The sequence below is a fragment of the Roseateles sp. P5_D6 genome (genome assembly GCF_054049415.1).
Genome location: NZ_JBFUMK010000015.1, coordinates 27432 through 51432 on the forward strand (window position 1 = coordinate 27432; position 24001 = coordinate 51432).

The 24001-nt window shown below is 69.3% G+C and carries 23 protein-coding genes; 12 read left to right on the top strand and 11 right to left on the bottom strand.

Features of this window, described 5'->3' with window-relative positions; all coding sequences use genetic code 11:
* The first annotated feature begins 8 nt into the window (after window positions 1-8).
* On the top strand, window positions 9-965 hold the full coding sequence (locus tag ACXJKM_RS19895; protein ID WP_457354609.1) for an MlaD family protein: 957 nt from the start codon (window positions 9-11) through the stop codon (window positions 963-965).
* The gene (locus tag ACXJKM_RS19900) at window positions 962-1540 is read left to right on the top strand and encodes an ABC-type transport auxiliary lipoprotein family protein (RefSeq protein ID WP_457354611.1); all 579 of its coding nucleotides are present in this window, start codon (window positions 962-964) and stop codon (window positions 1538-1540) included. Before ACXJKM_RS19895 ends, ACXJKM_RS19900 begins: the two co-directional genes overlap by 4 nt.
* Before the next feature lie 27 nt (window positions 1541-1567).
* Here the strand turns inward: ACXJKM_RS19900 and ACXJKM_RS19905 are convergent, their stop codons facing one another.
* Genes ACXJKM_RS19905 through ACXJKM_RS19920 form a run of 4 tightly spaced genes read right to left on the bottom strand, consistent with a single transcriptional unit; the run spans window position 1568 to window position 5438 of the window.
* Window positions 1568-2350, bottom strand: a complete 783-nt coding sequence (locus ACXJKM_RS19905) for a PEP-CTERM sorting domain-containing protein (RefSeq protein WP_457354612.1) — start codon at window positions 2348-2350, stop codon at window positions 1568-1570.
* A 13-nt stretch (window positions 2351-2363) separates the two neighbouring features.
* Window positions 2364-3335, bottom strand: coding sequence for an alpha-ketoacid dehydrogenase subunit beta (locus ACXJKM_RS19910; protein WP_457354614.1), 972 nt, complete (start codon window positions 3333-3335; stop codon window positions 2364-2366).
* Between the two features lie 13 nt (window positions 3336-3348).
* Window positions 3349-4323, bottom strand: coding sequence for a thiamine pyrophosphate-dependent dehydrogenase E1 component subunit alpha (locus ACXJKM_RS19915; RefSeq protein WP_457354616.1), 975 nt, complete (start codon window positions 4321-4323; stop codon window positions 3349-3351).
* Window positions 4324-4334: 11 nt separating this feature from the next.
* A complete protein-coding gene (locus ACXJKM_RS19920; RefSeq protein ID WP_457354618.1) occupies window positions 4335-5438 on the bottom strand; it encodes a hypothetical protein in 1104 nt (367 codons plus the stop codon).
* A 250-nt stretch (window positions 5439-5688) separates the two neighbouring features.
* Here ACXJKM_RS19920 and ACXJKM_RS19925 point away from each other — a divergent pair, with 250 nt between their 5' ends.
* From ACXJKM_RS19925 to ACXJKM_RS19935, 3 genes are read left to right on the top strand one after another with little or no spacing between them, the layout of a single operon-like run.
* Window positions 5689-6171 (top strand): hypothetical protein, encoded by a 483-nt coding sequence (locus tag ACXJKM_RS19925; RefSeq protein ID WP_457321914.1) that lies wholly within the window; start codon window positions 5689-5691, stop codon window positions 6169-6171.
* Window positions 6171-6653 (top strand): hypothetical protein, encoded by a 483-nt coding sequence (locus ACXJKM_RS19930; protein ID WP_056197330.1) that lies wholly within the window; start codon window positions 6171-6173, stop codon window positions 6651-6653. Before ACXJKM_RS19925 ends, ACXJKM_RS19930 begins: the two co-directional genes overlap by 1 nt.
* Entirely contained in the window at window positions 6650-8032 is a 1383-nt protein-coding gene (locus ACXJKM_RS19935) for a GAF domain-containing protein (RefSeq protein ID WP_056197332.1), read from the top strand. Before ACXJKM_RS19930 ends, ACXJKM_RS19935 begins: the two co-directional genes overlap by 4 nt.
* A gap of 50 nt (window positions 8033-8082) precedes the next feature.
* Here the strand turns inward: ACXJKM_RS19935 and ACXJKM_RS19940 are convergent, their stop codons facing one another.
* The 5 genes from ACXJKM_RS19940 to ACXJKM_RS19960 all read right to left on the bottom strand — a co-directional run bounded on the left by ACXJKM_RS19940 (window position 8083) and on the right by ACXJKM_RS19960 (window position 13947).
* Window positions 8083-9174, bottom strand: coding sequence for a hypothetical protein (locus tag ACXJKM_RS19940; protein WP_457354620.1), 1092 nt, complete (start codon window positions 9172-9174; stop codon window positions 8083-8085).
* 99 nt (window positions 9175-9273) lie between these two features.
* The gene (locus ACXJKM_RS19945) at window positions 9274-9663 is read right to left on the bottom strand and encodes a RidA family protein (protein ID WP_082532658.1); all 390 of its coding nucleotides are present in this window, start codon (window positions 9661-9663) and stop codon (window positions 9274-9276) included.
* The gene (locus ACXJKM_RS19950) at window positions 9660-11621 is read right to left on the bottom strand and encodes an amidohydrolase family protein (RefSeq protein WP_457354622.1); all 1962 of its coding nucleotides are present in this window, start codon (window positions 11619-11621) and stop codon (window positions 9660-9662) included. The genes ACXJKM_RS19945 and ACXJKM_RS19950 overlap by 4 nt, the downstream gene beginning before the upstream one ends.
* A complete protein-coding gene (locus tag ACXJKM_RS19955; RefSeq protein WP_457354624.1) occupies window positions 11618-12679 on the bottom strand; it encodes a dipeptidase in 1062 nt (353 codons plus the stop codon). Before ACXJKM_RS19955 ends, ACXJKM_RS19950 begins: the two co-directional genes overlap by 4 nt.
* Entirely contained in the window at window positions 12676-13947 is a 1272-nt protein-coding gene (locus ACXJKM_RS19960) for an MFS transporter (RefSeq protein ID WP_457354626.1), read from the bottom strand. Before ACXJKM_RS19960 ends, ACXJKM_RS19955 begins: the two co-directional genes overlap by 4 nt.
* A gap of 52 nt (window positions 13948-13999) precedes the next feature.
* Here ACXJKM_RS19960 and ACXJKM_RS19965 point away from each other — a divergent pair, with 52 nt between their 5' ends.
* Window positions 14000-14638 (top strand): TetR/AcrR family transcriptional regulator, encoded by a 639-nt coding sequence (locus ACXJKM_RS19965; RefSeq protein ID WP_457354628.1) that lies wholly within the window; start codon window positions 14000-14002, stop codon window positions 14636-14638.
* On the opposite strand, the gene ACXJKM_RS19970 is transcribed toward ACXJKM_RS19965, so the two are convergent.
* The gene (locus tag ACXJKM_RS19970) at window positions 14635-16422 is read right to left on the bottom strand and encodes an aspartyl protease family protein (protein WP_457354630.1); all 1788 of its coding nucleotides are present in this window, start codon (window positions 16420-16422) and stop codon (window positions 14635-14637) included. The two genes, ACXJKM_RS19965 and ACXJKM_RS19970, sit on opposite strands and share 4 nt — an antisense overlap.
* A 155-nt stretch (window positions 16423-16577) precedes the next feature.
* On the opposite strand from ACXJKM_RS19970, the gene ACXJKM_RS19975 reads away from it, so the two are divergent.
* Genes ACXJKM_RS19975 through ACXJKM_RS20000 form a run of 6 tightly spaced genes read left to right on the top strand, consistent with a single transcriptional unit; the run spans window position 16578 to window position 23215 of the window.
* A complete protein-coding gene (locus ACXJKM_RS19975) occupies window positions 16578-17531 on the top strand; it encodes a sugar kinase (protein WP_457354632.1) in 954 nt (317 codons plus the stop codon).
* A gap of 9 nt (window positions 17532-17540) precedes the next feature.
* Complete coding sequence (locus ACXJKM_RS19980; protein WP_457354634.1) at window positions 17541-18857, top strand: pectate lyase family protein; 1317 nt, start codon at window positions 17541-17543, stop codon at window positions 18855-18857.
* On the top strand, window positions 18854-20452 hold the full coding sequence (locus tag ACXJKM_RS19985; protein ID WP_457354636.1) for a family 43 glycosylhydrolase: 1599 nt from the start codon (window positions 18854-18856) through the stop codon (window positions 20450-20452). The genes ACXJKM_RS19980 and ACXJKM_RS19985 overlap by 4 nt, the downstream gene beginning before the upstream one ends.
* 9 nt (window positions 20453-20461) lie before the next feature.
* Window positions 20462-21421 carry a TRAP transporter substrate-binding protein gene (locus ACXJKM_RS19990; RefSeq protein WP_056197347.1) on the top strand — a complete coding sequence of 320 codons (960 nt, stop codon included), beginning with the start codon at window positions 20462-20464 and terminating at the stop codon, window positions 21419-21421.
* Window positions 21418-21912, top strand: coding sequence for a TRAP transporter small permease (locus ACXJKM_RS19995; protein WP_457354638.1), 495 nt, complete (start codon window positions 21418-21420; stop codon window positions 21910-21912). Before ACXJKM_RS19990 ends, ACXJKM_RS19995 begins: the two co-directional genes overlap by 4 nt.
* Window positions 21913-21922: 10 nt before the next feature.
* On the top strand, window positions 21923-23215 hold the full coding sequence (locus ACXJKM_RS20000) for a TRAP transporter large permease (protein WP_457354640.1): 1293 nt from the start codon (window positions 21923-21925) through the stop codon (window positions 23213-23215).
* Here ACXJKM_RS20000 and ACXJKM_RS20005 read toward each other — a convergent pair.
* Window positions 23212-23979 carry a substrate-binding periplasmic protein gene (locus ACXJKM_RS20005; RefSeq protein ID WP_457325595.1) on the bottom strand — a complete coding sequence of 256 codons (768 nt, stop codon included), beginning with the start codon at window positions 23977-23979 and terminating at the stop codon, window positions 23212-23214. The genes ACXJKM_RS20000 and ACXJKM_RS20005 overlap by 4 nt on opposite strands.
* Window positions 23980-24001 lie beyond the last annotated feature (22 nt).

Below are 24001 nucleotides of genomic sequence, written 5' to 3' on the forward strand. Positions count from 1 at the left end.
AAAGCCGCATGGAAAACAAAGCCCACGCCCTGGCCGCCGGCCTCTTTCTGCTGCTGCTCGGCCTCATGCTGGCAGCCAGCGTCGCCTGGTTCCAGGGCGACCGCACCGAGCGCGTGCGCTACACCGTCGTCGCCCGCAGCGGCGTTCCCGGCCTGAATCTGAAGGCACCGGTCAAGCTGCGCGGTGTCGAGGTGGGCTACGTCGAGACCATTGGCTTCGACTCGGCCGACCCGCGCCAGATCCTCGTCGGCATTGCCGTCGATGTGGCCGCGCCCGTGTCGACCCAAACCTATGCCCAGCTCGGCCTGCAGGGCGTGACCGGCCTGTCCTTTGTCGGCCTGGAGGAGGCCGATACCAAGGGAACCCTGCAGCGCGCCGCACCCGGCACCCGCCTCGCGCTACGGCCGACGCTGCTGGATCGCCTGGCCGAGAGCGGCCCGGGCCTGGTGACCGGCTTTGCCGAGACGGCCACCCGGCTCAATGCCCTGCTCAGCGACGACAACCGCATCCAGCTCGGCAGGACGCTCGCCGAGCTGCAACAGGCCGCCGGCGACACCAGCAAGCTGATGGCTGCCCTGCAACCCAGCGCCCGCGAACTGCCGGCGCTGCTGAAAGACTCTGATGCCACCGCCAAGCGCGCCCAGGCCGCGCTGACCCGCATCGAGGCGCTGGCCGCCGATGGCCAGTTGCTCGCCCAGGATCTGAAGGCCCGCGCCAAGGCGCTGGACCAGCTGGAGGCGGCCGCCGCTCAGGTGCAGGCCACCAGCCGCAGCCTCGAACTCGCGCTGGTGGGCGACACGCCGCCGCGCAACCGGCCTGTGCTGGCCGATGTCTCGGCCGCCAGCCGCAGCATCGAGCGTGCCGCCAATGACCTCGGCGACCAGCCGCAGAGCCTGCTGTTCGGCCGCAGCGCGCGGCCGCCCGGGCCCGGCGAGACGGGTTTTGCCGAACGGCTGAAGAAATGAAAACAGCATCGATCCTGCTGGCCGTCGCGCTGGCCTTGAGTGCCTGCTCCCTCGCACCGACGGCGTCACCCCGGGCCGTCTACGACCTCGGCCCTGCGCCCGCCGCTCTCACCGGAGGCGACGCCCTGGCCTGGCGCGTGGCCGACGTGACGGCGCCGCCCTGGCTGTCGGGCGACGGCATCGCCTATCGCCTCAGCTTCCAGCAGGCCCAGCGCCTGGAGCACTACCGCGACAGTTTCTGGGCCGCACCGCCCGCGGCCCTGCTGACGCAGCGGCTGCGCGAACAACTCGTCACGCCGCCCGCCTGCGCGGGCCGGCCGGCGGCGCTGCTGGCCATCAACCTGGACGAGTTCGAGCAGGTGTTCGCCAGCCCGGCCAGCAGCCAGGTCGTGCTGCGCCTGCATGCGACGTTGTGGCCCGCCGGCGCCACCAGCCCGCCAGTGCAACGCCACTGGCGCATCGAACGCGCCGCCGCTACACCCGACGCACCCGGCGCCGTGCGCGCCATGGCCCAGGCGGTGGACGAAATGCTGCCCCAACTGGCCGACTGGCTGGCGGCATCCGCCTGCCGCTGAATCCGGCACGGGCTGCGAGTCCAGGCCTTACCGGGCGGTCGATGGGCCAGCGCGGCGGCGCTGCAAGCGGACCAGCACCAGCAGGCCGGCGCCGGCCATCATCCAGCTCGACGGCTCGGGCACGGCCGCCGCCGTCATGAACTGGCCCGAGGCCGAGCTCGTGGTGACGCCGTCGGGCAGGGTCCAGTTGAAGTGCAGGGTGTTGCCGAAGTCGGCGCTGGTGTTGGGGCTGCCGGCATAGGGCAGCGCCACGGCCGAGGTGTGGAGCTCGGCATAGATGAAGACCTTGCTGTTGCCCAGGGGGATGGCCAGCTCATCGCCCAGGACCGTCGTGCCGGATTTCAGCTGCATGGCCGGGGCGTAGTCGTTCAGGCGATCGAAGAAGTCGGCCTTGGGATCGCCGACATAGAAGCGCGCCCAGGCCTGCGCATTGCCACCGGGTGTCAGCGTGCCGTCGATGCTGACGCTGAGGTTGGCCAGGCCGAGGTTCTGGCCGTTGTGGAAGGCCACCGTGTCCCAGAAACGGGCCAACGATTCGGCGCCCGTCTGGGCATGGCAGCCCGGGCATGGTGTGGCGCTGGAGGCCGCGTGCAGCGTGCCGTCGCTCAAGGCAGCCATGCCCCAGGCATAGGAGTACTTGTAATACGACGGCGTGTTGGCCATGGCAGAGAAGCTGCCCTCGCCACCGCTGCGGGTGCCGCCCGTCGTGCCGGCGTAGCTGCCGTAGTTGGGCGTCGCGGCTTGCGCGGTGAAGGTCAGCAGGGTGGCGCTGGCCAGGGCCAGCGCGAGAGTCATCGAGGTCTTGTTCATGGTGGTCTCAAGTTCAGACATTCAGGGGTTGGGTGTTCATCAGTGCCCGCGCGCGGGCGGCGATCTGTTCGGGCCGGGGCACGGCGGCCTGCTCCAGCGGCCAGCTGGCCAGCGCCGGGGCGTCGGGACCGGTCAGGCGCCGGGGCGCGACCTTCAGTTCGGCAAAGGCCTCTTCGGCGACGACGGCGCACAGCTCGGCCGCCAGGCCGCACAGGCCGCTGGCCTCGGTCACGCACAGCAGGCGGCCGGTCTTGCGCACCGAGGCCAGCACGCTGGCCGTGTCCAGCGGCTTGAGACTGCGCAGGTCGATGACTTCGGCCTCCACACCCTCCGCCTGCAAGGCCTGCGCAGCGGTGAGGCAATGGCCGACGGTCTTGCCGTAGCCCACCAGCGTCAGCGCGTCACCGCGCCGGCGCACCGCGGCGCGCCCGGGCAGCAGCAGTTCGTCGCCATTCACTTCGCCCGGCGCATGGGCCAGGCCGATGTCGCTGAACAGCAGGCTGGGCAGGGGCTGACCCAAGGCACCGGTCAGCAGCCCGGCGGTGTCGCCCGGCGTGCTGGGCATCAACACCTGCAGGCCGGGCACGTGGGCGAACAGCGCCTCCAGGTTGTGGTTGTGCTGGCCGCCGATGGACCAGCCGGCGCCGGTCTGGGCCAGCACCACCATCGGGAACTCGAACTGCCCCCCGCTCAGCGCCCCGAGCTTGCCGGCGCTGTTGACCAACGCGTCCATGGCCAGCATCAGGAAGGGCGAGAACAGCAGGTCCACGACAGGGCGCAGGCCCATGGCCGCGGCACCCACGGCACAGCCGACGATGCTGGCCTCGGCCAGCGGCGTGTTGCGCACGCGCTCGGCACCGAAGGCAGCCAGCAGCTCGGGGCTCTTGGTGGCCACGCCCTCGCCGATGAAGATGACGCGCTCGTCGGCCGCCATCGCGCGGCGCAGCGCTGCCATCAGCGCTTGCTGGGAAGTCATTGTTTGCATCTCTCGTACTCCTTCAGGCCAGTTGGGGCCAGGGGGCCGCAAGCGCGGCGGCATAGGCCTGCTCGATGGCGCCACGCACCCCGGCCTCGCGGCGGGCCAGGTCATCGGCACTCAACATCAACCGCTCGGCCTGGCGTTGGATGGGGTCGCGCTTGAGCCACTGGGCATGCTCGGTGGCACAGACGTAGGCCTGGTCGTCGGGCTCGAAGTGGCCGCGTTGGCGGTAGGTCGTCAGCTCGAGCAGGCGCGGGCGGCCGCTGTCGCGGATGGCGGCCACGGCCTGCACGGCGGCGGCGTGAACGGCCTCGACGTCATTGCCGTCCACCACCTCGGCCACCAGGCCATGGCCCTGCACCCAGTCGGCCACGTGCTCGCCGGGCATGGTCTCGCGGCGGTGCACATAGGCCTGCCACTGGTTGTTCTCGCAGACGAAGAGAATCGGCAGGCGCCAGGTGGCGGCCAGGTTGATGGCCTCGTGGAAGATGCCCTGGCAGGCCGCGCCGTCGCCGAAGAACACGGCTGTGATGCCCTCGGGCTGGGCGCCGAGCTTCTGCGCCAGCGCCACGCCCGGCGCCAGCGACAACCCGCCGCCGACGATGGTGGACGTCAGCACCACACCCAGTGCCTTGACCGAGATGTGCAACGAGCCCGAGTGGCCACCGCAATAGCCGCTGGCGCGGCCCAGCACCTCGGCGAACAGGCGCTCGGGGTCGGCGCCGCGCGCCAGCAGGTGGCCGGCGCTGCGATGGTTGGTGAGCAGTTTGTCCTGCGGGCCCAGGGCGGCGACGACGCCGGCGGCGCAGGCCTCCTGGCCGACCGAGGTGCAGGTGCCGGGGTTGCTGGGCGAGGCGGCAGCGATGAGCTGCTGCTCGTAGGCACGGATCTGCAGCATGGCGTCCAGGCGGGAGGACACGGTCGAGGCGGTGGCGGCGTTCCCAACGGGTGCTGCTGGCAGTTCGCGCGGCGTGGGAAGGGTGTTCGTACTCATGTCGGTCTTTCTCAGTTCAGCAGTGCGGCAAGCCGCGACAGATCCAGCGCGGCAACGGCGTCGCGCATCGGGGCCGCATAGGCGGGGTTGTTGGGGTGGGTGCTGGCGCAGACGGTCAGCAGCTGGATGCGCGTGCGGTGGCGGGCGTCCCAGGGGAAGCCCGGGTCCAGCTTGACGAGGCGCTTCAGCGGCCGTCCGGCGTCGCCAGGCCCGGGCAGGCGATGGCGGCCGCTGCCCAGGCGGTAGGGCTCGCCGAGCTGGCCGGCGTCCATTGCGGAACGGGTGGTGCGCAGGCTCTCCAGCTCGTCGACCAGGCTCTGGCGGCCACGTGCCAGTTGCGCGTGATAGCTCGCCTCGCCAGCCTTGCGCTGGCGGGCCGCCATCAGCAAGGCGTCGGCGGCCTTGGCGTTCTGCGGCCGGATCTGCTCGGCCTGGCGCTCGGCGGCGGCAAGGTCAAAGGGCTGCAGCGCGCGCTCGTTGCGGTGGTCCCAGTCCTCGATCTTGCGTTGCTGCTCGCGCTCGAAGTAGCCAAGCATCTCGCCCACCGTCACGGGCACCCAGGGCAGGCGACGCTCGGGGCCGATGACGGCGCAGCCACGAAACACCGGCCAGCCCTGCATGGCCTCGCCGCGCTCGCCTTCGAGGTAGGCGCTGAGCTGCTCGTCATGGGCCCAGCGGTTCAGCGTCGTCAGCGGCGAGTTGATAAAGAGACTGAAGCCGGCGCGCGGGCCGATGCGCTGGGCGGCCTCGGCGTGGATGCCGCAGCCTTGCTCGCCTATCCAGGTCTTGGGGCCGAAGCCCTGGGCATGGACGACAGCCTCGCGCGGGCGGCGGCTGGGTTCGTCCGAATCCATCACCTGACGGGTCATGCGCAGCCGCACCTCGGGCAGGGCCAGCAGGCCGGGGTTGAGCCGGGCCTGCGCCTCGAAGTGATCCATCACCGCATGCAGCGGCTTGAACGACGCATGGCTGATGGGCAGGCCGTCGCTGCTGATCGGCTCGGCAGCGTTGACGGCCCAGCAGCCGGCCTGGGCGGTGCCAGCGGCGAGCACCAACCCTGCGAGCAGCGCGGCGGCGGCCTGGGCGCTCAGCGAGGGGTCGGAACATGCTTTCATGGATAGCTCTCCTGATTCGGCGGTTTCGGGCAAGGCTGCGCCGCGCCGCTGCCTGGTGGGCTTCGGCCGGTTGATGCCTTGGGGGATGCGTGTCTCGCGCCGGGTCTGTCCGGCATGGGCTGTACTGTGGTCGGCGAGCGCTTTTCGCGCTGCTAGTTCTCCACTAAGGGTTTGTTAAGTCTTTGCTAACAGCGACGCGATGGCCTGCTTGCCTATCATTCCGACCTCGACCCAACCACCGCGCCGCACCTTGCCGCAACTCCCCCCCGACTGGGCCGCTCATCTCGAAAGCGGCGTCTCCCACCGCCTCGGCGGCAGCCATGCCGACGGCCAGCCCGAGATCTGCCGCGGCCTGGCCGCTCAAGCGCTGGCGGACGGCCGCGTCGAAGTGCTGCTGGCGGCCGACATCGCCGACCGGCTGCTGGCCGCCGTCCAGGCGAGCGGGCGCATCGCCTACGTCGCGGCGCAGCCGGGCAGCCATCGCACGCTGCACGTGAAAGGGCTGGACGCCGAGGTCTTCACGCCCACGGCCGGCCATGCACCGCTGTTCGAGCGCTGCCGTGAACGATTCATCGCCCAGGTCGAGCCCTACGGCTTCAGCCGCGAAGCCATCATGGCGATCTGGTACGACCTGGGCGTGCAGCGCCTGGCCGGCATCCGCTTCACGCCCTGCGGCGCCTGGGACCAGACGCCCGGCCCAGGTGCCGGCAACCCCGTGGAACTGCTGCGCTGATGGCCCGCCTTCCCGGCATCTGGATCGATCACCTGCAGCAGGGCGTCACGCTGCGCGTGGGCTCGAGCACGCCCGAGGGGCAGCCCGAGCTGGCCTTCGCGCACGGCGCCTGGGCCCTGGCCGACGGTCGCATCGAACTGCTCGCACGCAGCGAGGCGGGCGCCGAGTTGCTCGACGCGATCCGCGCCACCGGCCGCGTCGCTGTCTCCGCTGGCCTGCCCAGCACCTGCCGCGTGCTGCATGTGAAGGGCGTGGACGCCGAAGTGCTGCCCGCCTATGCCGAGCAGGGGCCGAAGTTCGCGCATTGCTTCGAGGCCTGGCTGCGACAGATCGAACTCTTCGGCGCCGACCGCCGACAGGTCAACGCCGTGCTCGGCGACCTCACCCTGGCCGACCTCAGCTGCGTGCGCTTCACGCCGCTGGCCGCCTGGGACCAGACCCCCGGCCCCGGCGCCGGCCAAGCCATCGACCTGTTGCCATGACCGACACCCCCACTCCTCAAACGGAACGTCGTGCGCTCAAGCTGCGCGACGTGCGCCGCCTGCTCGAAGGCGTCATCCCGCCGGCAATGTGCTCGGTGGGCGCCGACGGCATGCCGCACGTCAACTACCTGTCGCACGCCGAGTACATCGACGATGAGCATGTCGCGCTGACCTACCAGTTCCTCAACCGCGCCCGCGTCAACATCCTGGCTACCGGCCGCGTCGCGCTCAGCGTCGAGGACCCGATCACTGGCGTGTCGGTGCTGCTTCAGCTCCGGTATGAGCGCACGGACACCGAGGGCCCGGTGTTTGAGCGCCTGCGCGCCAAGCTCGCCGGCATCGCCGCGCAGACGGGCATGGAGAAGGTCTTCCACCTGCGCGGCGCCGACGTCTACCGCGTCGAATCGCTGCGCAAACTCGACCCGGTGCACCCCCTGCCGGCCATGGCGCCGCGTTGCGATCTCGCCACCGGTGTGCGGCGCCTGAGCGAGCAGCTCGCCGAAGCGCCCGACCTGCGCAGCCTGCTGCAGGCCTTCACCACCGGCCTGCAGCGCGACCTGTGCATCGGCCACGCCATCATCTGGCTGCTGGACGAGCAGCGCCAGGGCCTCTATACGCTGGCCAGCATCGGCTACGAACAGGCCGGCAGCGGCGCCGAGCTGCCGCTGGCGGAAGCCGGCCTCGCCGGCGTCGCGCTGCGCGAGAACGTGCCCATCCGCATTGGCCACATGAGCCAGATGTACAGCTACGGCATGTCCTGGCGAGCCAAGGCCGAGCAGCTTGGCCTGCAGGCCGCCATGGCCGACACCATCCCCATGCCTGGCCTGGCCAGCCCGCGCAGCCAGCTCGCCGTGCCGCTGCGCGCCCGTGGCCGCACGGTCGGTGCGCTGCTGGTGGAAAGCGAGCACGACCAGTTCTTCAGTTATGACGACGAGGACGCACTGACGGCCGTTGGCGCTCAGCTGGCGCAAGGCCTGGCAGCTTTGCGCACGACGGAGCTCGTGGAAGAGCCCGTGGCGGCGGCCCCCGCGGCCGAACAGGCGGCCGGCGGCACGCCGCTGCGCTTGCGCCACTACCCGCGCGACCACAGCGTTTTCATCAACGATGAGTACCTCATCAAGGGCGTTGCCGGCGCCATCATTGCCAAGCTCGTGCGCGACCAGATCGACAGCGGCCGCGAGGCCTTCAGCACGCGCGAGCTGCGCCTGGCCGGCGGCGACCTGCGCCTGCCCGAGGTGCAGGACAACCTCGGCGTACGCCTCCTGCTGCTGGAGCGCCGCTTGGCCGAGCGCGACTTCGGCCTGCACATCGAACGCGCCGGCCGGGGCCAGTACCGCCTCATTGCCGACGGCCCGCTGAGCCTGACGACCGAGGGCTGAGTTGCGCGTCGGACGTCGTCACGGCCGCAGTGCCGTAGCGTTGACAGGCCCTAAGACACCATCAACGAAGTGATGCCGGTCTGGCCCGGGTGGTAGAGCCGCAGGCGCACGAAGTAGCGACGACCGGCAAAGAGCTTGTAGACGATGCTGGCATTGCGGTCTTCGCCACTGTCGTCGTCGGCCGCCAAATTGCGCGGCGTGCCGTTCACGTCCTCGAACAGGCCGAGCAGCGTGTCCGATGCGCCCTTGGTGGCGATGGTGTACCTGCGCGACTCGGTGGGCTTGAACAGATAGTCCACCTGTTGACCGGCCGCAAGGGGCACGGCCACGGCCTTGAAGGCTTCCAGCGTCGGCGTCTGGGCCGCCTGCGCCGGGTACCACTTCAGCAACCAGGCCTTGTCGGCCTTGGACAGCTTGCCGGGCGGCACCAGGCCGTCGACGTCATATTGCTCGGGCTCGTCGATCAGGCCAGGCTCGAACTCGTACTCCATGATGGAGTCGGGGTCCCAACTCGAGCCCTGCACCTGGCTGGGCTCGAGCTTCTCCAGGATGTTGTGGAAGGTCGTCTCGCGCGTCCAGCTGTTGGGCGGCTTGCCCAGCGAGGTGTAGACGGCCTCCTCATGCCACTTGATGCCGGCAAAGGGGTTCTGGTGCTCGTGCTCCATGCCCAGCACATGGCCGAGTTCGTGCAATGCGGTGCCGCGGCCATACTGCGTGGTCAGGTCCCAGCCATAGACGGTGGTCGGTTCGGTCGTCGGCACATGCAGCACGTCGCGCCCGACGGCCGACGCCGAGCTGCCATCCGGCTCGGAGTAGCCGATGCGCACCTCGGCCTCGCTCATCTGCGTGACCTCCTGGAACACCAGGCCGATGCCGACGGCTTTCCATTCGGCGAAGGCGGCGCGCACCGCATCGGCTTGCTTCTTGGCCACGGCGTAGTGGCCGCTCTTGAAGAAGCAATAGTGCAGCACCGTGCCGTTGAGCCACTTGCCTCGGGTATTCAATATGGCACGTGCGCGGCGCGGATCGTTGGCGATGACGGCCGGCAGGCTGGGCTTGATGCGCGGCGGCGTGTTGCACAGCGGCCTGGGTGCCGGGCGCGCGGCCAGTTTTGACTTGTTTGTTTTCGGCTTGCTTGCCATGGATGCCTCCATCGAGCGTCACTGCCCATTGCAGCCCGCTCAGCATGAACCCGGCGCCGCCCGGGACCAATAGCTGACTTGAGGATGACCCCTAAGTCGTCAGGACTCGTCCGCCGCGATGCACTCGATCTCGACACGCGCGCCCAAGGCCAGACCGTTGCAGCCCAGTGCACTGCGCGCCGGCAGCGGCGTGCTGCCGAAGAACTCGCGGTAGACCTCGTTGAAGGCCGGCCAGTCGGCCATGTCGGCCAGCATCACGGTGCAGCGAACCAGGTGCTGCAAGTCCAGCCCCTGGCCGCGCAGCACGGTGCGGATGTTCTCCAGCGTCTGGCGCGCCTCGGCCCGCAGGCCGCCGTCGACGAGCTTGAGCTGGCCGGGCACGTTGCCGAGCTGGCCCGACAGATAGAGCATGTTGCCGACGCGCACGCCCTCGGGAAAGGGCACGGTAGCAGGCACGACTTGGCCGCTGTTGAATCGTTCGATCTTCATCGTGGCGTCATTCCCATTGCTTGCTCCAGTGCAGCCGGGTCATAGACCTGGCCACCTTTGACGGTGCGGTAGACACGCCGGATGTCGCTCATGTTGGCAAGCGGATCACCGTCGACCAGGATCATGTCGGCCAGCTTGCCCGGCGTGATGCTGCCGCGCTCCTTCTCGACGCCGAGCACGCGCGCCGGCACCAGCGTGGCGATGCGCAGCACCTCGGCGTTGGCGATGCCGGCCTGCGAGTACAGCTCCAACTCGCGGTGCAGGCTGTAGCCGGCAAAGCCGTCGCTGCCCGGCATGATGGTCACGCCACCGTCGTGCAGGCGCTTGAGCATACGCAGCAGGCCCGGCAGCGCCTGGGCATAGACGGCCTCCTTGCCCGCTGGCACGGCGACGGCACCCGACAGCTGGCGGCGCTTCACCACCGTCGGGAAGCGCTGCACCACGGGCCGCAGCGCCGGCGCTGCGCGCGCGGGTTCGCCGGAGAACAGGCCCTCCAGTACGACCATGGTCGGGTCCAGCACGGTCTGGTGCTGGCGCAGGAAGGCGACGAAATCCGTGAAGCGGCCGTCGTTGAAGTCGAACTGCGCGAGGCGGTCGGCCAGCACCGTGTAGCGGTCCCGCGTGCGCGTGTCCTTCACATCGGGGAAGAAGTTCAGCAGGATGAAGTTCAGGTGCTGGATCTCGTCGGCCCCGGCCTCGACGAAGGCGCGTGCAAAGGTGAAGGCCGGCACATGGCCGCTGACACGCAGGCCACGCTCGTGGGCGCGGTCAGCCACCGTCGCCACCAGCGCCGGGCTGAAGGACGAATAGATCTTGACCTGGGCATAGCCGTGGTCGGCGTACCAGTCGACCGCAGCCCGCGCCTTCTCGGGCGTGTCGACCTTCACGTCAGTCGGGCCGGCCAGCGGACCGATGCCTTCGATGATGCCGGCCAGGGTCACGCGCGGGCCCAGCTCCGTGCCGGCGTCGAAGCGCTTGACGCGGGCCAGCATCGGCAGGTTGTCGTTGGCCATGTCGCGTGCGCTGGTCACGCCGGCGATCAGGTCGAAGACGCCATCGACATTGCCGAAGTGCTGGTGCACATCCCACAGCCCGGGCATCAGGAAGCGGCCATTCGCGGCGATCACTTCGGCACCGGGCGGCACGTCGAGATCGGCATCGGGCTCAACACGCACGATGCGCTCGCCGCGCACGAGGACACTCATGCCGGGGCGCACGCCGCCCGTGACGGGATCGAACAGGCGTGCACCGCGGATCAGCAGCGCGCCCGGCGGCTTGTGCGTGTGCGCCCGCGCCAGCGCCGCATGCCAGGCCTGGTCGGCGGCCTGCTGGGCGCGTTGCAGTTCCGCCAGCGCCGGTAGCAGCGGGGTCTCCAGCACCTCGAACCAGTCATCGATGACGCCGGCCGTATCGCCCTTGTCGTCCAGCCAGACAGGCACCGGCGTGAACTCGATGCCGCCGATGCGATAGAGCGTCAGCTTGCGCCCCACCACGTCGACGTCGGCGCCGCCTTCCAGCCAGGCCTCGCCGGCGGGCAGCAGCTTCAGCCGACGCCCCGGCGCCTTCAGCAGCGCGCGGGTCAGCACGCCCATGAATTCGGGTGGTGGATTGGCCGGCAGGTAGAAACCGGCCGAGCGCGTTTCACCGGTTTCGATGCGGTTCTTCCAGCGCGCCAGGCCGGCCGCATCGCGCTCGAAATGCTCGCTGAACTCGACCTTCCAGTAGTCGTTGCCGCTGGCCTCGTAGCGTGTCGGCAGGCCAACGGCGTCGAGCCGCCAGCGCGCCTGGATGGCGTCGCCGCGACCGCGGTCGTTGAAGCGGTAGTCAGCCGCGGTGACGCCGGGCTCAGGCTGGGTCAGCGTCTGCGTGCCGGCCGGGTTGCCGTGGATCTGGACCTGGTCGTCACGTGCGCTGACCGACGCGGCGATGAAGACAAGCGCGACGGCGAACCACTTCATTGCCAGGCCTCGCCCATCAGGCGGCGGAAGTTGCCGCCCAGGATCTTGTCGATGCGGCTCGCCGGGTGTCCACGTGCGGCCAGCAATTGCGCCAGCTCGATGAACTGCATCGGCCCGCACAGGTCGGGCAGGAAGAGGCTGACATCGGGCGTCTCGCCCGGCGCGCCAATGCCCATGCTGCGCCTGAGCTCGGTCTCGGCGGCGAGCATGGCGCGGTAGGCGTCCAGGTCGTCGATGGCCGTGGCGCCGCCGTCGGTACCGAGGCCCACATGATCCTCGCCGCAGACGTCGATGGCGTGCTCCAGATGATTGATGAGATCCGATGCCATGGGCTGGCCGGCCAGGCGCAGATAGGGCATGAAGTACAGCCCGACGACGCCGCCCTTGTCGGCCAGCAAGCGCAGCTCGGCATCGCTCTTGTTGCGCGGGTGGTCGGCCACGGCGCGGCAGCCGCTGTGGGTGATGGCCAGCGGCCGGCGCGCGACACGCAGCGCGTCCAGGCAGGTCTGCTCGCTGCTGTGGCTGAGGTCCACCAGCACACTCTCGGCCTGCAGGCGCTCGACGACCTCGGCGCCAAAGCCGCTCAGGCCGGTGTCGTCGGGCACCGTCGCACCGCAGCCGACGGCGTTGCGGCCGTTGTAGGTCAGCTGGATGACGCGCACGCCGAGTTTGGCGAACAGCGCGATGCGCTCGGCCTTGTCGCCCAGCATCTCGGTGTTCTGGAAGCCGTAGATGACGCCGATCTGGCCGCCCGCGCGTGCCGCGTCGATGTCTGCCGCCGTATGTACCTTGCGCAGCACCGCAGGCCTAGCGCGGATGAAGGCGTCCCAGCCGGCGATGTCGGCCACCGTCGCCTCGAAGGGTTCGGCGCTGCCGGCCACATGGCCCAACGTGATGTTGACGGCCGTGAGGCCGGCCGCGCGAGCGTCACCCAGGGAGCGCTCGTCGACGCTCTGGCCGGTGCTGGTGTAGGCCATGGCGCTGCGGTCGCCGGCGCTGGGCTGGATGCGGATGTTGGGGTTGTCGAGGACGCCCAGGGCGTTGATGACGAGATTCATAAAGACTTCGGCCTTAGAAATGGCAACAGCAGCAGGCAGCTCAGGCCGACCAGGGCATCCAGGCCCAGCGTGGCGGCATAACCCCAATGCTGGACGGCATAGCCCTGCCAGACGACGCTGTAGGTGATGGAGAGATTGGTCAGCGCCATGTAGGCCGCGAACTGCGTGGCCGCCACGGCGGGCTGGGTGATGCCCATGAAGAGGGCCACCCGCGCGCCGTAGATGAAGCCGAACAGCAGGTGGTAGATGACGACGGTGGCGAAGAAGGTCGTCACCAGCGCAGCGGGTGCGGCCTGGCCCGGCCCCCAGCCGTGGCGCTGCAGCTCGGCCATCAGGTACAGGCCCGGCAGGCTCAGCAGCGCCACGTAGACGGCCATCGCGCGGCGCAGGTTCACGCGGTCGGACAACCAGCCCCCGGCAATGCAGGTCACGGCGGTGGCCGCCTGCGAGACCGTGGCCAGCCAGCCGATGCGCTCGTTGGACAGGCCCAGGTCCACAGCCAGGTTGGCCTGCAGCCCACGCGACAGAGCCATGGCCGCGATGGGCAGCAGGCCGAACAGCAGGCCGGCAAAGGCCAGGCGCGAACCCAGCAGGGCCTGCAGCGCCTCGCGCAGGAAGGTGTGGACCTCGCGGCCCGCCGCGGCCAACGAGCCGCGCGCGGCGGACGCCGGCACCTCCTCGCGCATCGGCCACACCACCAGCGTCATCACCGCCAGGATCGCCAGGGCCAGCACGACGATGCAGGTGTGGAAGCCGATGCGCCCGATCAGCAGCAACGCCCCGCCGCCGCCGATCAGCACGCCCAGCGACTGCCCGCCGAACATCATGCCGCTGGCGAAAGCACGCTCATGCTCGGGCAGCGTCGTCACGGCCAGCGCATCGACGGCCACGTCCTGCACGGCGCCAAACAGGTTGTGCACGACCAGCACTGCCGTGAAGAGGCCGAGCTGGGTGGTCAGGTCCAGCCCGGTCAGGGCCAGCAGCGTCAGCACCATCATCAGCTGCGCGCCAAGGATCCAGCCACGGCGCGGGCCCAGGCGCCTGGACGCGATCAGGTCGACGAAGGGGCCATAGGCCCATTTGAAGGCCCAGGGCAGCAGCACGAAGCCGATGAAGGCGCCGATCTCGCCCGCACTGGCGCCCTGGCGGCGCAGCTGGGTCGCAACGGTGGTCGACGCGAAGCCGATGGGCAGGCCCTCGGTCAGGTACATCAGGAAGAACGCCGCGATACGCCCCCGTCGGGACGCCAGCAGATTCGGCAGTTGCATCGCCTGTCATCCTCTTCGCGTGAACGCCGAACGATTCTAGAATATTGTTCTAATGAGCAAGCCCCGTGGTTCCACCAGCCGCCTGCACCAGGTTTTCAAGCTGGCTTCGCCCGGCGAGCGCGGCGCCAGCCGGCGCGCGGTGCTCGCGCACGCCCTGCCCTGCTTCAACGCCCGCGGCATCGAGGCCGCCACCATCGAGGACCTGCGCCAGCGCAGCGGCCAGAGCGTGGGCACGATCTACCACCACTTCGGCAACAAGGAAGGCGTGGCGGCGGCCCTGTTCTTCGCCGGCTTCGATGATCAGAGCCGCGCCATCGCCACACGCACCGAGGCCGTCGCCGATGCACATGCCGTGGTTGTTGAGCTGGTGACCGCCTACGTGGACTGGGTGACCGCCCTGCCCGAGCTGGCGGCCTTTCTCTTCATGGCCCGCGAGACCGTGGCCCAGGGGCCGCATGGCGATGCACTGCGCGAGCGGCTGGAGGCGCGCTATGCCCCCATCGATGCCCGCCTGGCCGAGAGTGTGCGCGCCGGCCTCCTCGCCGAGCTGCCGGCCGAGCTGATCCCGGCCCTGGTGCTGGGCGGTGCGGAGTCCTACTGCCGCGGCTGGCTGGCCGGGCGGCGCGAGGCCAAGCCGGCGGCCTATGCGGGGCTGCTGGCCGAGGCGGCCTGGCGGGGTATATCAGCCTAGGGTGTTGCCGCGCTCGCCGAGGCCGGCGCGTCCTCGGCGACGGGCAGGCCCTGCTTGCGGACCTCGTCGTCGATGTGGCGACGCTGTTTGCGCGCCGCCTCGAGGTCGCGCCTGGCGGCGTCCTCGTTGCCCAGGCGGCGTTGCGCCAGCGCGCGGCCGTAGAGGGCCATGGGCAGGGGCTTGATCTCGATGGCCGCATCGAAGGCCTTGAGGGCGCGCGACGCGTCGTCCAGACGCAGATAGGCCCAGCCCAGGCTGTCGCGGGCCGACACGGCACCGCCGTCCAGGCTCACGGACTCCTTGCAATCGTCCAGGGCCAGCTTCAGGTCCAGTGCCAGGCGCACGCGCAACCAGCAGCGGTTGTTCAACACGCGGGCCATGCCGCTGTCCGAGCGATGGCTGGGCATCCACAGCTCCCACTGGCGCAGGGCCGCGGGCACCAGCTCCAGCCTGGCGTAGACGTCAGCCATGCCGGCACGCAGATGCGAGGACGGCGGCAGTGCCGCGTCCAGAGCCTGCAAGTCGGCCAGCGCGCCGTCGCGTTCGCCCTTGGACACCCGCAGTGCGGCGCGCAGGGCCAGAGCCTCGTCCAGCGCAGGGTGCAGCCGCAGGGCTTCGTCGAGGTCGGCCTGGGCCTTGGCGAACTGGCGCATGGAGAGATGCACCCGCGCCCGCGCCAGGAAGTGAGCCTCGGCAAGGGGCTCGAGTTCGCAGGCGCGGTTCAGGTCCTCCAGCGCGCGCTCATACTCACCGCGGGCCGCCGAAGCCTCGCCGCGCCGCGCCAGGGCGGCCGCGTCGTCGGGCGAGATGTCATCAGGCCGCGCCGCATAGCGCGGGTCGTACTGTCCGGGCGTGGTGCGAGCAAACACCGCACCGCCATTCCAGGTCGCGTAGAGCTTGCGCTGCAGCTGCGACACATAGATGCGGTGCGACAGGAAATAGTCCAGACCCAGCAGCATGTCCTGGTCGGCCCCGCTGGCCTCATCGATGACGAACTGGCTGTTGTGGATCTTCTCGCCCCCGAACTCGAAGGTCTCGATCGGCCCGGTCCACGCCTTTGCCTTGCCCGAACCGGCGCCGCCGACGCGGCCGATTTCCGTGAGGTCGGACTCCTTCACGCCGGCACGCTTGGCCGTGCGCAGCTTCAGCGAGGTGCGCGGTGCGCCGGTGTCCAGCAGCGCCCTCACGTCGCGATCGTTGACCCGGGCGGTCACCTGGATGGACGTGTCATGGCCGCGCGAGCCCCCCTCCAGCGGCAGCACGATGATGGGTGCCTCGCCGGCCCAGTAGGCAAAGTTGGTCTTGTCGCAATCGCCCTTGGGGAACATCAGCCTCACGACGCCGTGGGCCAGGTCATATTCAGCGTCGGCCATGGACAGGAAATTGCGCCCCAGGACGCCCTGGATGCCCGAACCCAGCTCGTTGCCGCCGACGATGAACTCGACGTTGTTGAGTGTGGTGCCCTGGAAAATCACCTTCTCCACGCGCGTCGCCCGCGCTTCGACGGAGCCGGTATAGCCCCAGATGCGCAGGCCGGCGGGCAGGCTCCTCAGCCGCAGATTGAGCTGGGCCGCCACCGACGGCGTCAGGAAGCTGAAGAAGGCGCCGCTGTCGATCAGCATGGGCACTTCGGTGCCGTTCAGGTTCAGCGTGCCGACCGGGCGATGGTTGACGATGCGGACCGGGATCTCCAGCTGGCTGAGCTTGCAGTCACCCCAGGCCGGCGCGGCGATCAAGGCCGCGGCCAGCAGCGCCCATGCGGCGCGCACTTGGTTCATCTTCATCTGCTCTCCCTGGCTTCATGATCTGGCACGCCTTAGAGCGCGCGGCGCGCACTCTAAGGCAGGCCGGGCGACCTCAGCGCCAGCCGGGGTAAACCATGTGGCCCGGAATGAACTGGGTAAGCTATCTTTATTGAACCGCTGTTTCATTTTTATCCGTGAACACTTTTTCCTCGCCCGCCTCCCGGCCGGTGTCCATCGCCGCCCTGGGCGAATGCATGCTCGAACTGCAGGGCCAGGCCTTCTGCCAGCTGCGCCAGAACTTTGGCGGCGACACGCTGAATACCGCCGTCTACCTGGCCCGTTGCGGCGGGGCGAACCTGCGCGTGCACTACGCAACCGCCCTGGGGGATGACTCCCTGAGCGCCGGCCTGCTCGAGCGCTGGGCCGCCGAAGGCGTGCAGACCGGTCTCGTGCAGCGCCTGCCCGGCCGGCTGCCGGGCCTGTACCTGATCGAGCTGGACGAGGCCGGTGAGCGACGCTTCCACTATTGGCGCGGCCAGGCCGCAGCCCGCGCCTATTTCGATACCGCGACGACGGCGCTGGAGGAGCAGGCCGACGGGCTGGACGCCCTCTACCTGTCGGGCATCAGCCTGGCCATCCTGCCGCAGGCCGGACGCGAGCGTGCACTGGCGCTGATGGCGCGCATGCGTGCCGCGGGCAAGCTGGTCGCCTTCGACAACAACTTCCGCCCGCGGCTGTGGGATTCGCTGGCCGATGCGCGCTACTGGTACCAACGCGCCTTCGCGGCCGCCAGCGTCGCCCTCATCACCGCCGACGACCACCAGGCCCTGCACGGCCTGGCCGACCTGGACACCGCCGTGGCCGCAGCCCAGGCGCTGCCCGTGGCCGAGATCGCGATCAAGCGCGGCGCACTGTCGACCCGCGTCGGCCTCAACCATGTCTGGCAGGACGTGGCCACCGAAGCGGTGCCGCGCGTCGTCGACACCACCGCGGCCGGCGACTCCTTCGCGGCCGGCTACCTGAGCCAGCGCCTGCGCGGTGCCACGCCGGCAGCAGGCGCGGCATTCGGCAACCGAGTGGCGGCCCGTGTCATCCAGCATCCGGGCGCGCTGATCCCGCGCGAGGCGATGCAAGACCTGATGGGATAAAGAAGCGATATGCGAATTCTTTGGACGCTGGCCCTGGCGGCCGGGCTCTGCCATGCGCAGACCAACACGGCACCTCTGCATCCGGCCACCTATGTGCACGCCGGCTGGGCGCAGACCACCGGCGGCCAGGGCGGCAAGATCATTCGCGTGACGACACTCGCCGGCGAAGGCCCGGGCAGCCTGAAGGCGGCCCTGGATACGCCCGGGCCGCGCATCGTCGTCTTCGAGGTGGGCGGCGTCATCGACCTGGCGGGCAAGAGCTGGAAGCTGCGCGAAGGAAAGATCACCATCGCCGGCCAGACGGCGCCCGACCCCGGCATCACGCTGGTCAAGGGCGAACTGGAAGTGTTTGCCAAGGACGTCATCCTGCAGCACATCAGCATCCGCCCCGGCGCCTTCGGGCGGGCCAAGCGCAGCGGCAACGACCATGACGGCTTCTCCACCGGTGACGGCGCCGAGCGCGTCATCGTCGACCATTGCAGCTTCTCCTGGGCAACGGACGAAAACCTCTCCGTCGGCGGCCATCGCTTCGAGGGCGCCACCCCCGACGACTGGCGCGCCCACACCTCGCATGCCATCACCTACAGCCACAACCTCATCTACGAGGGGCTGAACGAGGCCGTGCACATCAAGGGCGAGCACAGCAAGGGCTCGCTGATCCACGACAACGCCACGCAGATCCTGCTGCTGGGCAACGTCTATGCGTCCAACCGCGAGCGCAACGCGCTGTTCAAGGGCGGCGTGTGGGGCGCCATGGTCAACAACCTGATCTACAACCCCGGCTGGCGGGCGGTGCACTACAACCTGATCGCCCACGAATGGGTGGGCCGGCCTTACCAGGTCGGCAAGATCACGCTGGCCGGCAACGTCTACCGCGCCGGCCCTGGCACGGCGCTCAACCTGCCCTTCTTCACACTGGGCGGCGTCGGCGACGTGCAGCTCTACGAACAGGACAACCTCGCCGTCGACCGCCAGGGCCAACCCCTGCCGATGACGGGCCGCTACACGACCAGCGCCGAGATCATTCCCGTGCGCCAGCCCTATCTGCCTGCCGGCCTGAACTGGCTGCCGCCGCGCGAGCTGGAGAAGCTGCTGCCGCTGTACGTCGGCTCGCGGCCCTGGGCGCGCGATCCGCTGGACTTCAAGCAGCTGTCCGACATCGCCGAGGACCGCGGCCAGCTCATCGACGACGAGACCCAGAACAACCCCGAGGGCCTGCCCAAGCGCAAGCCGACGCAGCGCACCTTTGTCGAGGCCGACTGGAATCTCGCCGACATGGCGCCGAAGGCGGGCTGGCAATCGCTGTTCACGCAGGTCTCGAAGTGAGCCTGGACCGCCGCGGCTTGCTGGCACTGCTGGCGGTCCCACCGGCCTGGGGCGCCGCCGACTGCTCCGACGCGCCCGGCCAGCCCTACCTGCCGCCTTGCCAGCCCTGGCCCAAGGGCATTGAGGGCCAGCGCAAGGCCGACCTGGGTGATGGTCGTTTCCTGAACCCTGTGCTGGCCGGCGACAGGCCCGACCCGACGGTGCTGAAGGACGGCAGCGACTACTACCTGACCCACTCCAGCTTCGAGGCCGTGCCGGGCCTCTTGATCTGGCATTCACGCGACCTGGTCAACTGGCGGCCGGTGGCCAACGCGCTGCACGAGGCGGTGGGCAGCGTCTGGGCGCCGGACCTGTGCAAGCACGGCGATCGCTACTACCTCTATCTGCCCGTCAAGGCCTCGCCCAACGACATCCTCGTCAGCTGGGCCGATCGCATCGAGGGGCCGTGGTCCCAGCCTGTGCCGCTCGGGCTGAGCAAGCACATCGACCCGACGCATGTCGTCGGCGAAGACGGCCGACGCTGGCTCTTTCTCAGTAGTGGCGACCGCGTGCGCCTCAGTGAGGACGGGCTCAAGCTCGCCGGCTCCATCGAGCATGTCTACGACCCCTGGCGCTATCCCGAAGACTGGGACGTCGAGAGCTTCTCACCCGAGGGGCCCAAGATGCTGCGCCATGGCGGCTGGTGGCACATGCTGCTGGCGGTGGGCGGCACGGCCGGGCCACCGACCGGGCACATGGTCATCGCCGCGCGCAGCCGCACGCTCGAAGGCCCCTGGGAGCAGGCGCCGCACAACCCGCTGATGCGCACCCGCTCATCGCGAGAGCGCTGGTGGTCGCGCGGCCATGGCAGCCTGGTCCAAGGCCCCGCGGGCGATTGGTGGATGCTGTATCACGGCTACGAGAACAGCTTCCACACGCTGGGCCGACAGATGCTGCTGGCACCGGCGCGCTTCAGTGCCGATGGCTGGTTCCATGTCGATGCCGACGACGGCGCGCCGCTGCCCAAACCCAAGGGCGGCGACGCCGTACCGCATGGCCTGGCGCTGTCGGACGATTTCTCCGGCACGGCGCTGAAAACCCACTGGCAATTCCTCAGCGGCAGCAGCCAGGCGCAGCGCGCCCGCGTTGCGGAGGGCAAGCTGCGCCTCACCGCCACCGGCAAAGGCCCGGCCGACAGCCCACCGCTGGGCTTCATCCAGGGCGACCCGGCGTTCGAGCTGGAGTTCGATCTCGACTTCGACGAAGGCGTGCAAGCCGGCCTCGTCATGTTCTACAGCCCGCGCCTGTACGCCGGCATCGGCGCCAATGCGAAGAGCTTGCAGTTGCACCGCTACGGGCAGGACATCCGGGCCGTGCCCAAGCCCGCTGGCATCTCGCGCCGCATGCAGTTGAGGTTGCGCTGCGTGCGCCATGTGCTGACGCTTTACTCGCGTGCCGACGCCGGCCAGCCCTGGGCCAAGTTCCCGGTGCAGATGGACGTCAGCGGCTACCACCACAACACAGCGGGCGGCTTCGCCAGCCTGCGCCCGGCGATCTACGCGGCGGGTCAAGGCGAAGCACGCTTCTCGAACTTGCGCTATCGCGCTCTCGACTAAGGAGACCTCATGAAGATCCAAACCACGCTGATCGCTGCGGCGCTGCTCAGCCCCGCAGCCTGGGCCCTGGAGCTGAAGTCCGCCGACGTGCACAACAGCGACGACTACCCCACCGTCGTCGCCGTCAAGCACCTGGGCCAGTTGCTCGCCAAGAGCAGCGGCGGCGCGCTGACGGTCAAGGTCTTCAACAAGGGCGCGCTCGGCAGCGAGAAGGAGACCATCGACCAGGTCAAGCTCGGCGCATTGGCGATGACACGAGTCAACCTCGCGCCGCTGACGGCCATGTGCCCCAAGACGCTGGTGCCTTCCCTGCCCTTCCTGTTCCGCGACACGGCCCACATGCGCCATGCCTTCGACGGCCCGGCCGGCGAGGAGATCCTCAAGGCCTGCGAGCACTCGGGGCTGGTGGGCCTGGCGCTGTACGACTCCGGCGCCCGCTCGGTCTATGCCCGCAAGCCCATCAAGGCACTGGCCGACATGAAGGGCCTGAAGATCCGCGTGCAGCAGACCGACCTGTGGGTGGCCGCCATGACGGCGCTGAGCGCCAACCCCTCGCCCATGCCCATCGGCGAGGTCTACACGGGGCTCAAGACCGGCCTTATCGATGCGGCCGAGAACAACGTGCCGAGCTACGAGGGCTTCCGCCACTTCGAGGCGGCCAAGTTCTACAGCCGCACCGAGCATTCGATGACGCCCGAGGGGCTGTTCATCAGCAAGCGCATCTGGGACAAGCTGACACCCGACCAGCAGAAGCAGCTGCGCGAGGCCGCCAAGGCCTCGGTCGCCGTCGAGCGCGAACGCTGGGACGCGCAGGAAGCCAAGGCCCTGGCCGCCGTGAAGGCCGCCGGCGCGCAGATCGTCGAGCCGGACCGCGAAGCCTTCCGCCAGGCCGTCCAGCCAGTCATCGCCAAGTTCGTCAACACGCCGGAACTCCAAGCCCTCGTCAAAGCGATTCAAGACACCAAATGAACGCCTACACCAAGCTCTGCGCGGCGCTGTCGCGCTGGTCACTGCGCGCGGCCGTGCTGGGGCTCGTCGTCCTCGTCGTCTGCGTGCAATGGCAGGTCGTGGGCCGCTATCTGCTGAACGACTCGCCCACCTGGACCGAGCCCTTTGCGCTGCTGCTGGTGCTCTACATCACGGCCCTGGCGGTGGCGGTGGGCGTGCGCGATGCCGGCCACCTGGGCATGGAGTCCATCGTGGTGCTGCTGCCCAAGGGCGCGCAGCGCGTGGCCGAGGCGCTCATCCACCTCTGCGTGATCGTCTTCGCCGTGCTGATGGCCGTCGCGGGTTGGGAGTGGCTGACGCTGAAATGGGCCGAGCCCAAGCCCATGCTCGGCGTCTCCGAGGGGCTGGACTATCTGCCGCTGGTCATCTCGGGCGTGCTCATCGTGCTGTTCTGCATCGAGCACCTGATCGCGCTTTGGCGCGGTCACAGCGTCGAAGAAGCCGGGGTCTGACATGGAGGGCATGGAACTTTGGATCATGTGCGGCAGCTTCGTGCTGCTGCTGCTCCTGGGCGTGCCGGTGGCCTTTGCCATCGGGCTGTCGTCCGTGGCGACGGCGCTCGCGGCCGACCTGCCCATGGCCATCGTCTTTCAGAAGATGGTGGGCGGCATGCAGGTTTTCTCTTTCCTCGCCATCCCGTTCTTCATCTTTGCCGGCGAGCTGATGTTGCACGGCGGCATCGCCGAGCGCATCGTCAACTTCGCCAACCGGCTGGTGGGCCATGTACGTGGCGGCCTGGGCATGAGCAATGTGCTGGGCTGCACGCTGTTCGGCGGCGTGGCCGGCTCGCCGCTGGCCGACGTGTCGGCGATGGGCTCGGTGATGATCCCGCTGATGAAGCGCGAGGGCTATGACGCCGACTACGCGGTCAACGTGACCACGCACGCCGCCCTGGTCGGTGCGCTGATGCCCACCTCGCACAACCTCATCATCTATGTGCTGGCCACGGCCGGCATTGCGGCGGTCAGCGTCTTCAACCTCATCCTCGCCTGCCTGATCCCGGCGGTGCTGCTGACGCTGTCCAACCTGGCCGCGGCCTATGGCGTCGCGGTGAAGCGCGGCTACCCGACGCACGGCGCCTTTCCCGGCTGGGGAGCCGTGTTCTCGGCCTTTGTCGCGGCACTGCCGGGCCTGCTGGTCATCGTCATCATCCTCGGCGGCATCCTCAGCGGCGTGTTCACGGCCACCGAGTCGGCCGCCACGGCCGTCTGCTGGGCGCTGATCGTCACTGGGTTGGCCTACAAATCCTTGAGCCGCCGCGGCTTCCTGGAGGCTTGCGCCAAGGCCTGCAAGACGACGGGCGTCGTGCTGCTCCTGATCGGCATCTCGGCCGCCTTCGGCTACTTCATGGCGTTGTATGAGGTGCCGCAGAAGACCGGTGAATGGCTGGAGCAACTCAGCGGCAACCGACCATGGGCGATCTTCCTGTGGGTGAACGTGCTGCTCTTCGTGCTCGGCACCTTCCTGGACATGGCGGCCACCATCCTGATCTGCACACCCATCTTCCTGCCCATCTGCATGAAGGCCGGCATGGACCCGACGCAGTTCGGCGTCGTCATGCTGCTGAACTGCGCGCTGGGCTTGAACACGCCGCCGGTGGGCAGCACACAGTTCGTCGGCTGCGCGATCGGTGGCGTCAGCGTCGGCCAGGTCATGCGCTCGATCGCACCCTTTTACGGCGCGCTGCTGGCCACACTGCTGGCCGTCACCTACATCCCCGCGCTGTCGATGGCGCTGCCAGGATGGGTCGGCTAATAGCCTGGGTAGCGCGCCAGCACGCGGTTCCATTCGGGCTGCTGGCGCGCCCGCTGCAGGCCCAGGTTGAGGCGCTGCATCAGGTCCGGCCGCCGCTCCAGCGTGCGCCGGCTGACGTAGACATGGACCGGGCTCACGGCCAACTCCAGCACCACCTCCACCGCCTCGCCGGGCTCACGCGCGGCGCGGTAGAGCAGCGTGGCGGGGTCGTCGATGACGTAGTCCACGCGCCGCCCGCGCAGGGCCGACAGCGTCAGGTCATTGGCATGCAGCGGCACCAGCTGGCCCGCCAGCTCCGGGTCCTCCAGCTCGCGGCGCACGGCCAGCGGAAAGGACACGCCGCGGATCATGCCGATCTTGACCGCGCGGCCCTTCAGGTCGGCCAGCCGGCGCGGCCGATTCGCTGCACCCGCCAAGCCCATCAGCGCCACGCGTTCGTTGCGATAGGCCAGCGTGAAGTCGCCAAACGCCAGCCGCTCCGGGGTGTGCGTGGCCGAAGACATCAGATCCAGTTCGCCCTGGGCGATGTCCGGGACCTGCCGCGCCCAGGGCCGGCGCGACCATTGCAGATGCTCGCCGCAAGCCTGGGCCATCAACTCCAGCAGTTCCACGTCCAGGCCCTGCGGGTTGCCGGAAGCGCCCTTGCTCTGGAAGGGCGGGTAGTCACTCCAGCCGATCCGCAGCGGCGCCCTGTCGTCGGCCCACGCCATCGCATCAGGCAGGGTCAGGAGCAGCAGACAGGCATCGCGGCGGCGCAGGTGCATCGCCCGACTCTCTCACAGCGCC

Coding starts and splice junctions, on each gene's coding strand:
- ACXJKM_RS19965 (WP_457354628.1), top strand. CDS start 14,000: ATGAGCAAGCCCCGTGGTTCCACCAGCCGCCTGCACCAGGTTTTCAAG.
- ACXJKM_RS19960 (WP_457354626.1), bottom strand. CDS start 13,947: ATGCAACTGCCGAATCTGCTGGCGTCCCGACGGGGGCGTATCGCGGCG.
- ACXJKM_RS19990 (WP_056197347.1), top strand. CDS start 20,462: ATGAAGATCCAAACCACGCTGATCGCTGCGGCGCTGCTCAGCCCCGCA.
- ACXJKM_RS19940 (WP_457354620.1), bottom strand. CDS start 9,174: ATGGCAAGCAAGCCGAAAACAAACAAGTCAAAACTGGCCGCGCGCCCG.
- ACXJKM_RS19915 (WP_457354616.1), bottom strand. CDS start 4,323: ATGAGTACGAACACCCTTCCCACGCCGCGCGAACTGCCAGCAGCACCC.
- ACXJKM_RS19980 (WP_457354634.1), top strand. CDS start 17,541: ATGCGAATTCTTTGGACGCTGGCCCTGGCGGCCGGGCTCTGCCATGCG.
- ACXJKM_RS19950 (WP_457354622.1), bottom strand. CDS start 11,621: ATGAAGTGGTTCGCCGTCGCGCTTGTCTTCATCGCCGCGTCGGTCAGC.
- ACXJKM_RS19945 (WP_082532658.1), bottom strand. CDS start 9,663: ATGAAGATCGAACGATTCAACAGCGGCCAAGTCGTGCCTGCTACCGTG.
- ACXJKM_RS19995 (WP_457354638.1), top strand. CDS start 21,418: ATGAACGCCTACACCAAGCTCTGCGCGGCGCTGTCGCGCTGGTCACTG.
- ACXJKM_RS19900 (WP_457354611.1), top strand. CDS start 962: ATGAAAACAGCATCGATCCTGCTGGCCGTCGCGCTGGCCTTGAGTGCC.
- ACXJKM_RS19910 (WP_457354614.1), bottom strand. CDS start 3,335: ATGCAAACAATGACTTCCCAGCAAGCGCTGATGGCAGCGCTGCGCCGC.
- ACXJKM_RS20005 (WP_457325595.1), bottom strand. CDS start 23,979: ATGCACCTGCGCCGCCGCGATGCCTGTCTGCTGCTCCTGACCCTGCCT.
- ACXJKM_RS20000 (WP_457354640.1), top strand. CDS start 21,923: ATGGAACTTTGGATCATGTGCGGCAGCTTCGTGCTGCTGCTGCTCCTG.
- ACXJKM_RS19935 (WP_056197332.1), top strand. CDS start 6,650: ATGACCGACACCCCCACTCCTCAAACGGAACGTCGTGCGCTCAAGCTG.
- ACXJKM_RS19955 (WP_457354624.1), bottom strand. CDS start 12,679: ATGAATCTCGTCATCAACGCCCTGGGCGTCCTCGACAACCCCAACATC.
- ACXJKM_RS19905 (WP_457354612.1), bottom strand. CDS start 2,350: ATGAACAAGACCTCGATGACTCTCGCGCTGGCCCTGGCCAGCGCCACC.
- ACXJKM_RS19930 (WP_056197330.1), top strand. CDS start 6,171: ATGGCCCGCCTTCCCGGCATCTGGATCGATCACCTGCAGCAGGGCGTC.
- ACXJKM_RS19920 (WP_457354618.1), bottom strand. CDS start 5,438: ATGAAAGCATGTTCCGACCCCTCGCTGAGCGCCCAGGCCGCCGCCGCG.
- ACXJKM_RS19970 (WP_457354630.1), bottom strand. CDS start 16,422: ATGAAGATGAACCAAGTGCGCGCCGCATGGGCGCTGCTGGCCGCGGCC.
- ACXJKM_RS19895 (WP_457354609.1), top strand. CDS start 9: ATGGAAAACAAAGCCCACGCCCTGGCCGCCGGCCTCTTTCTGCTGCTG.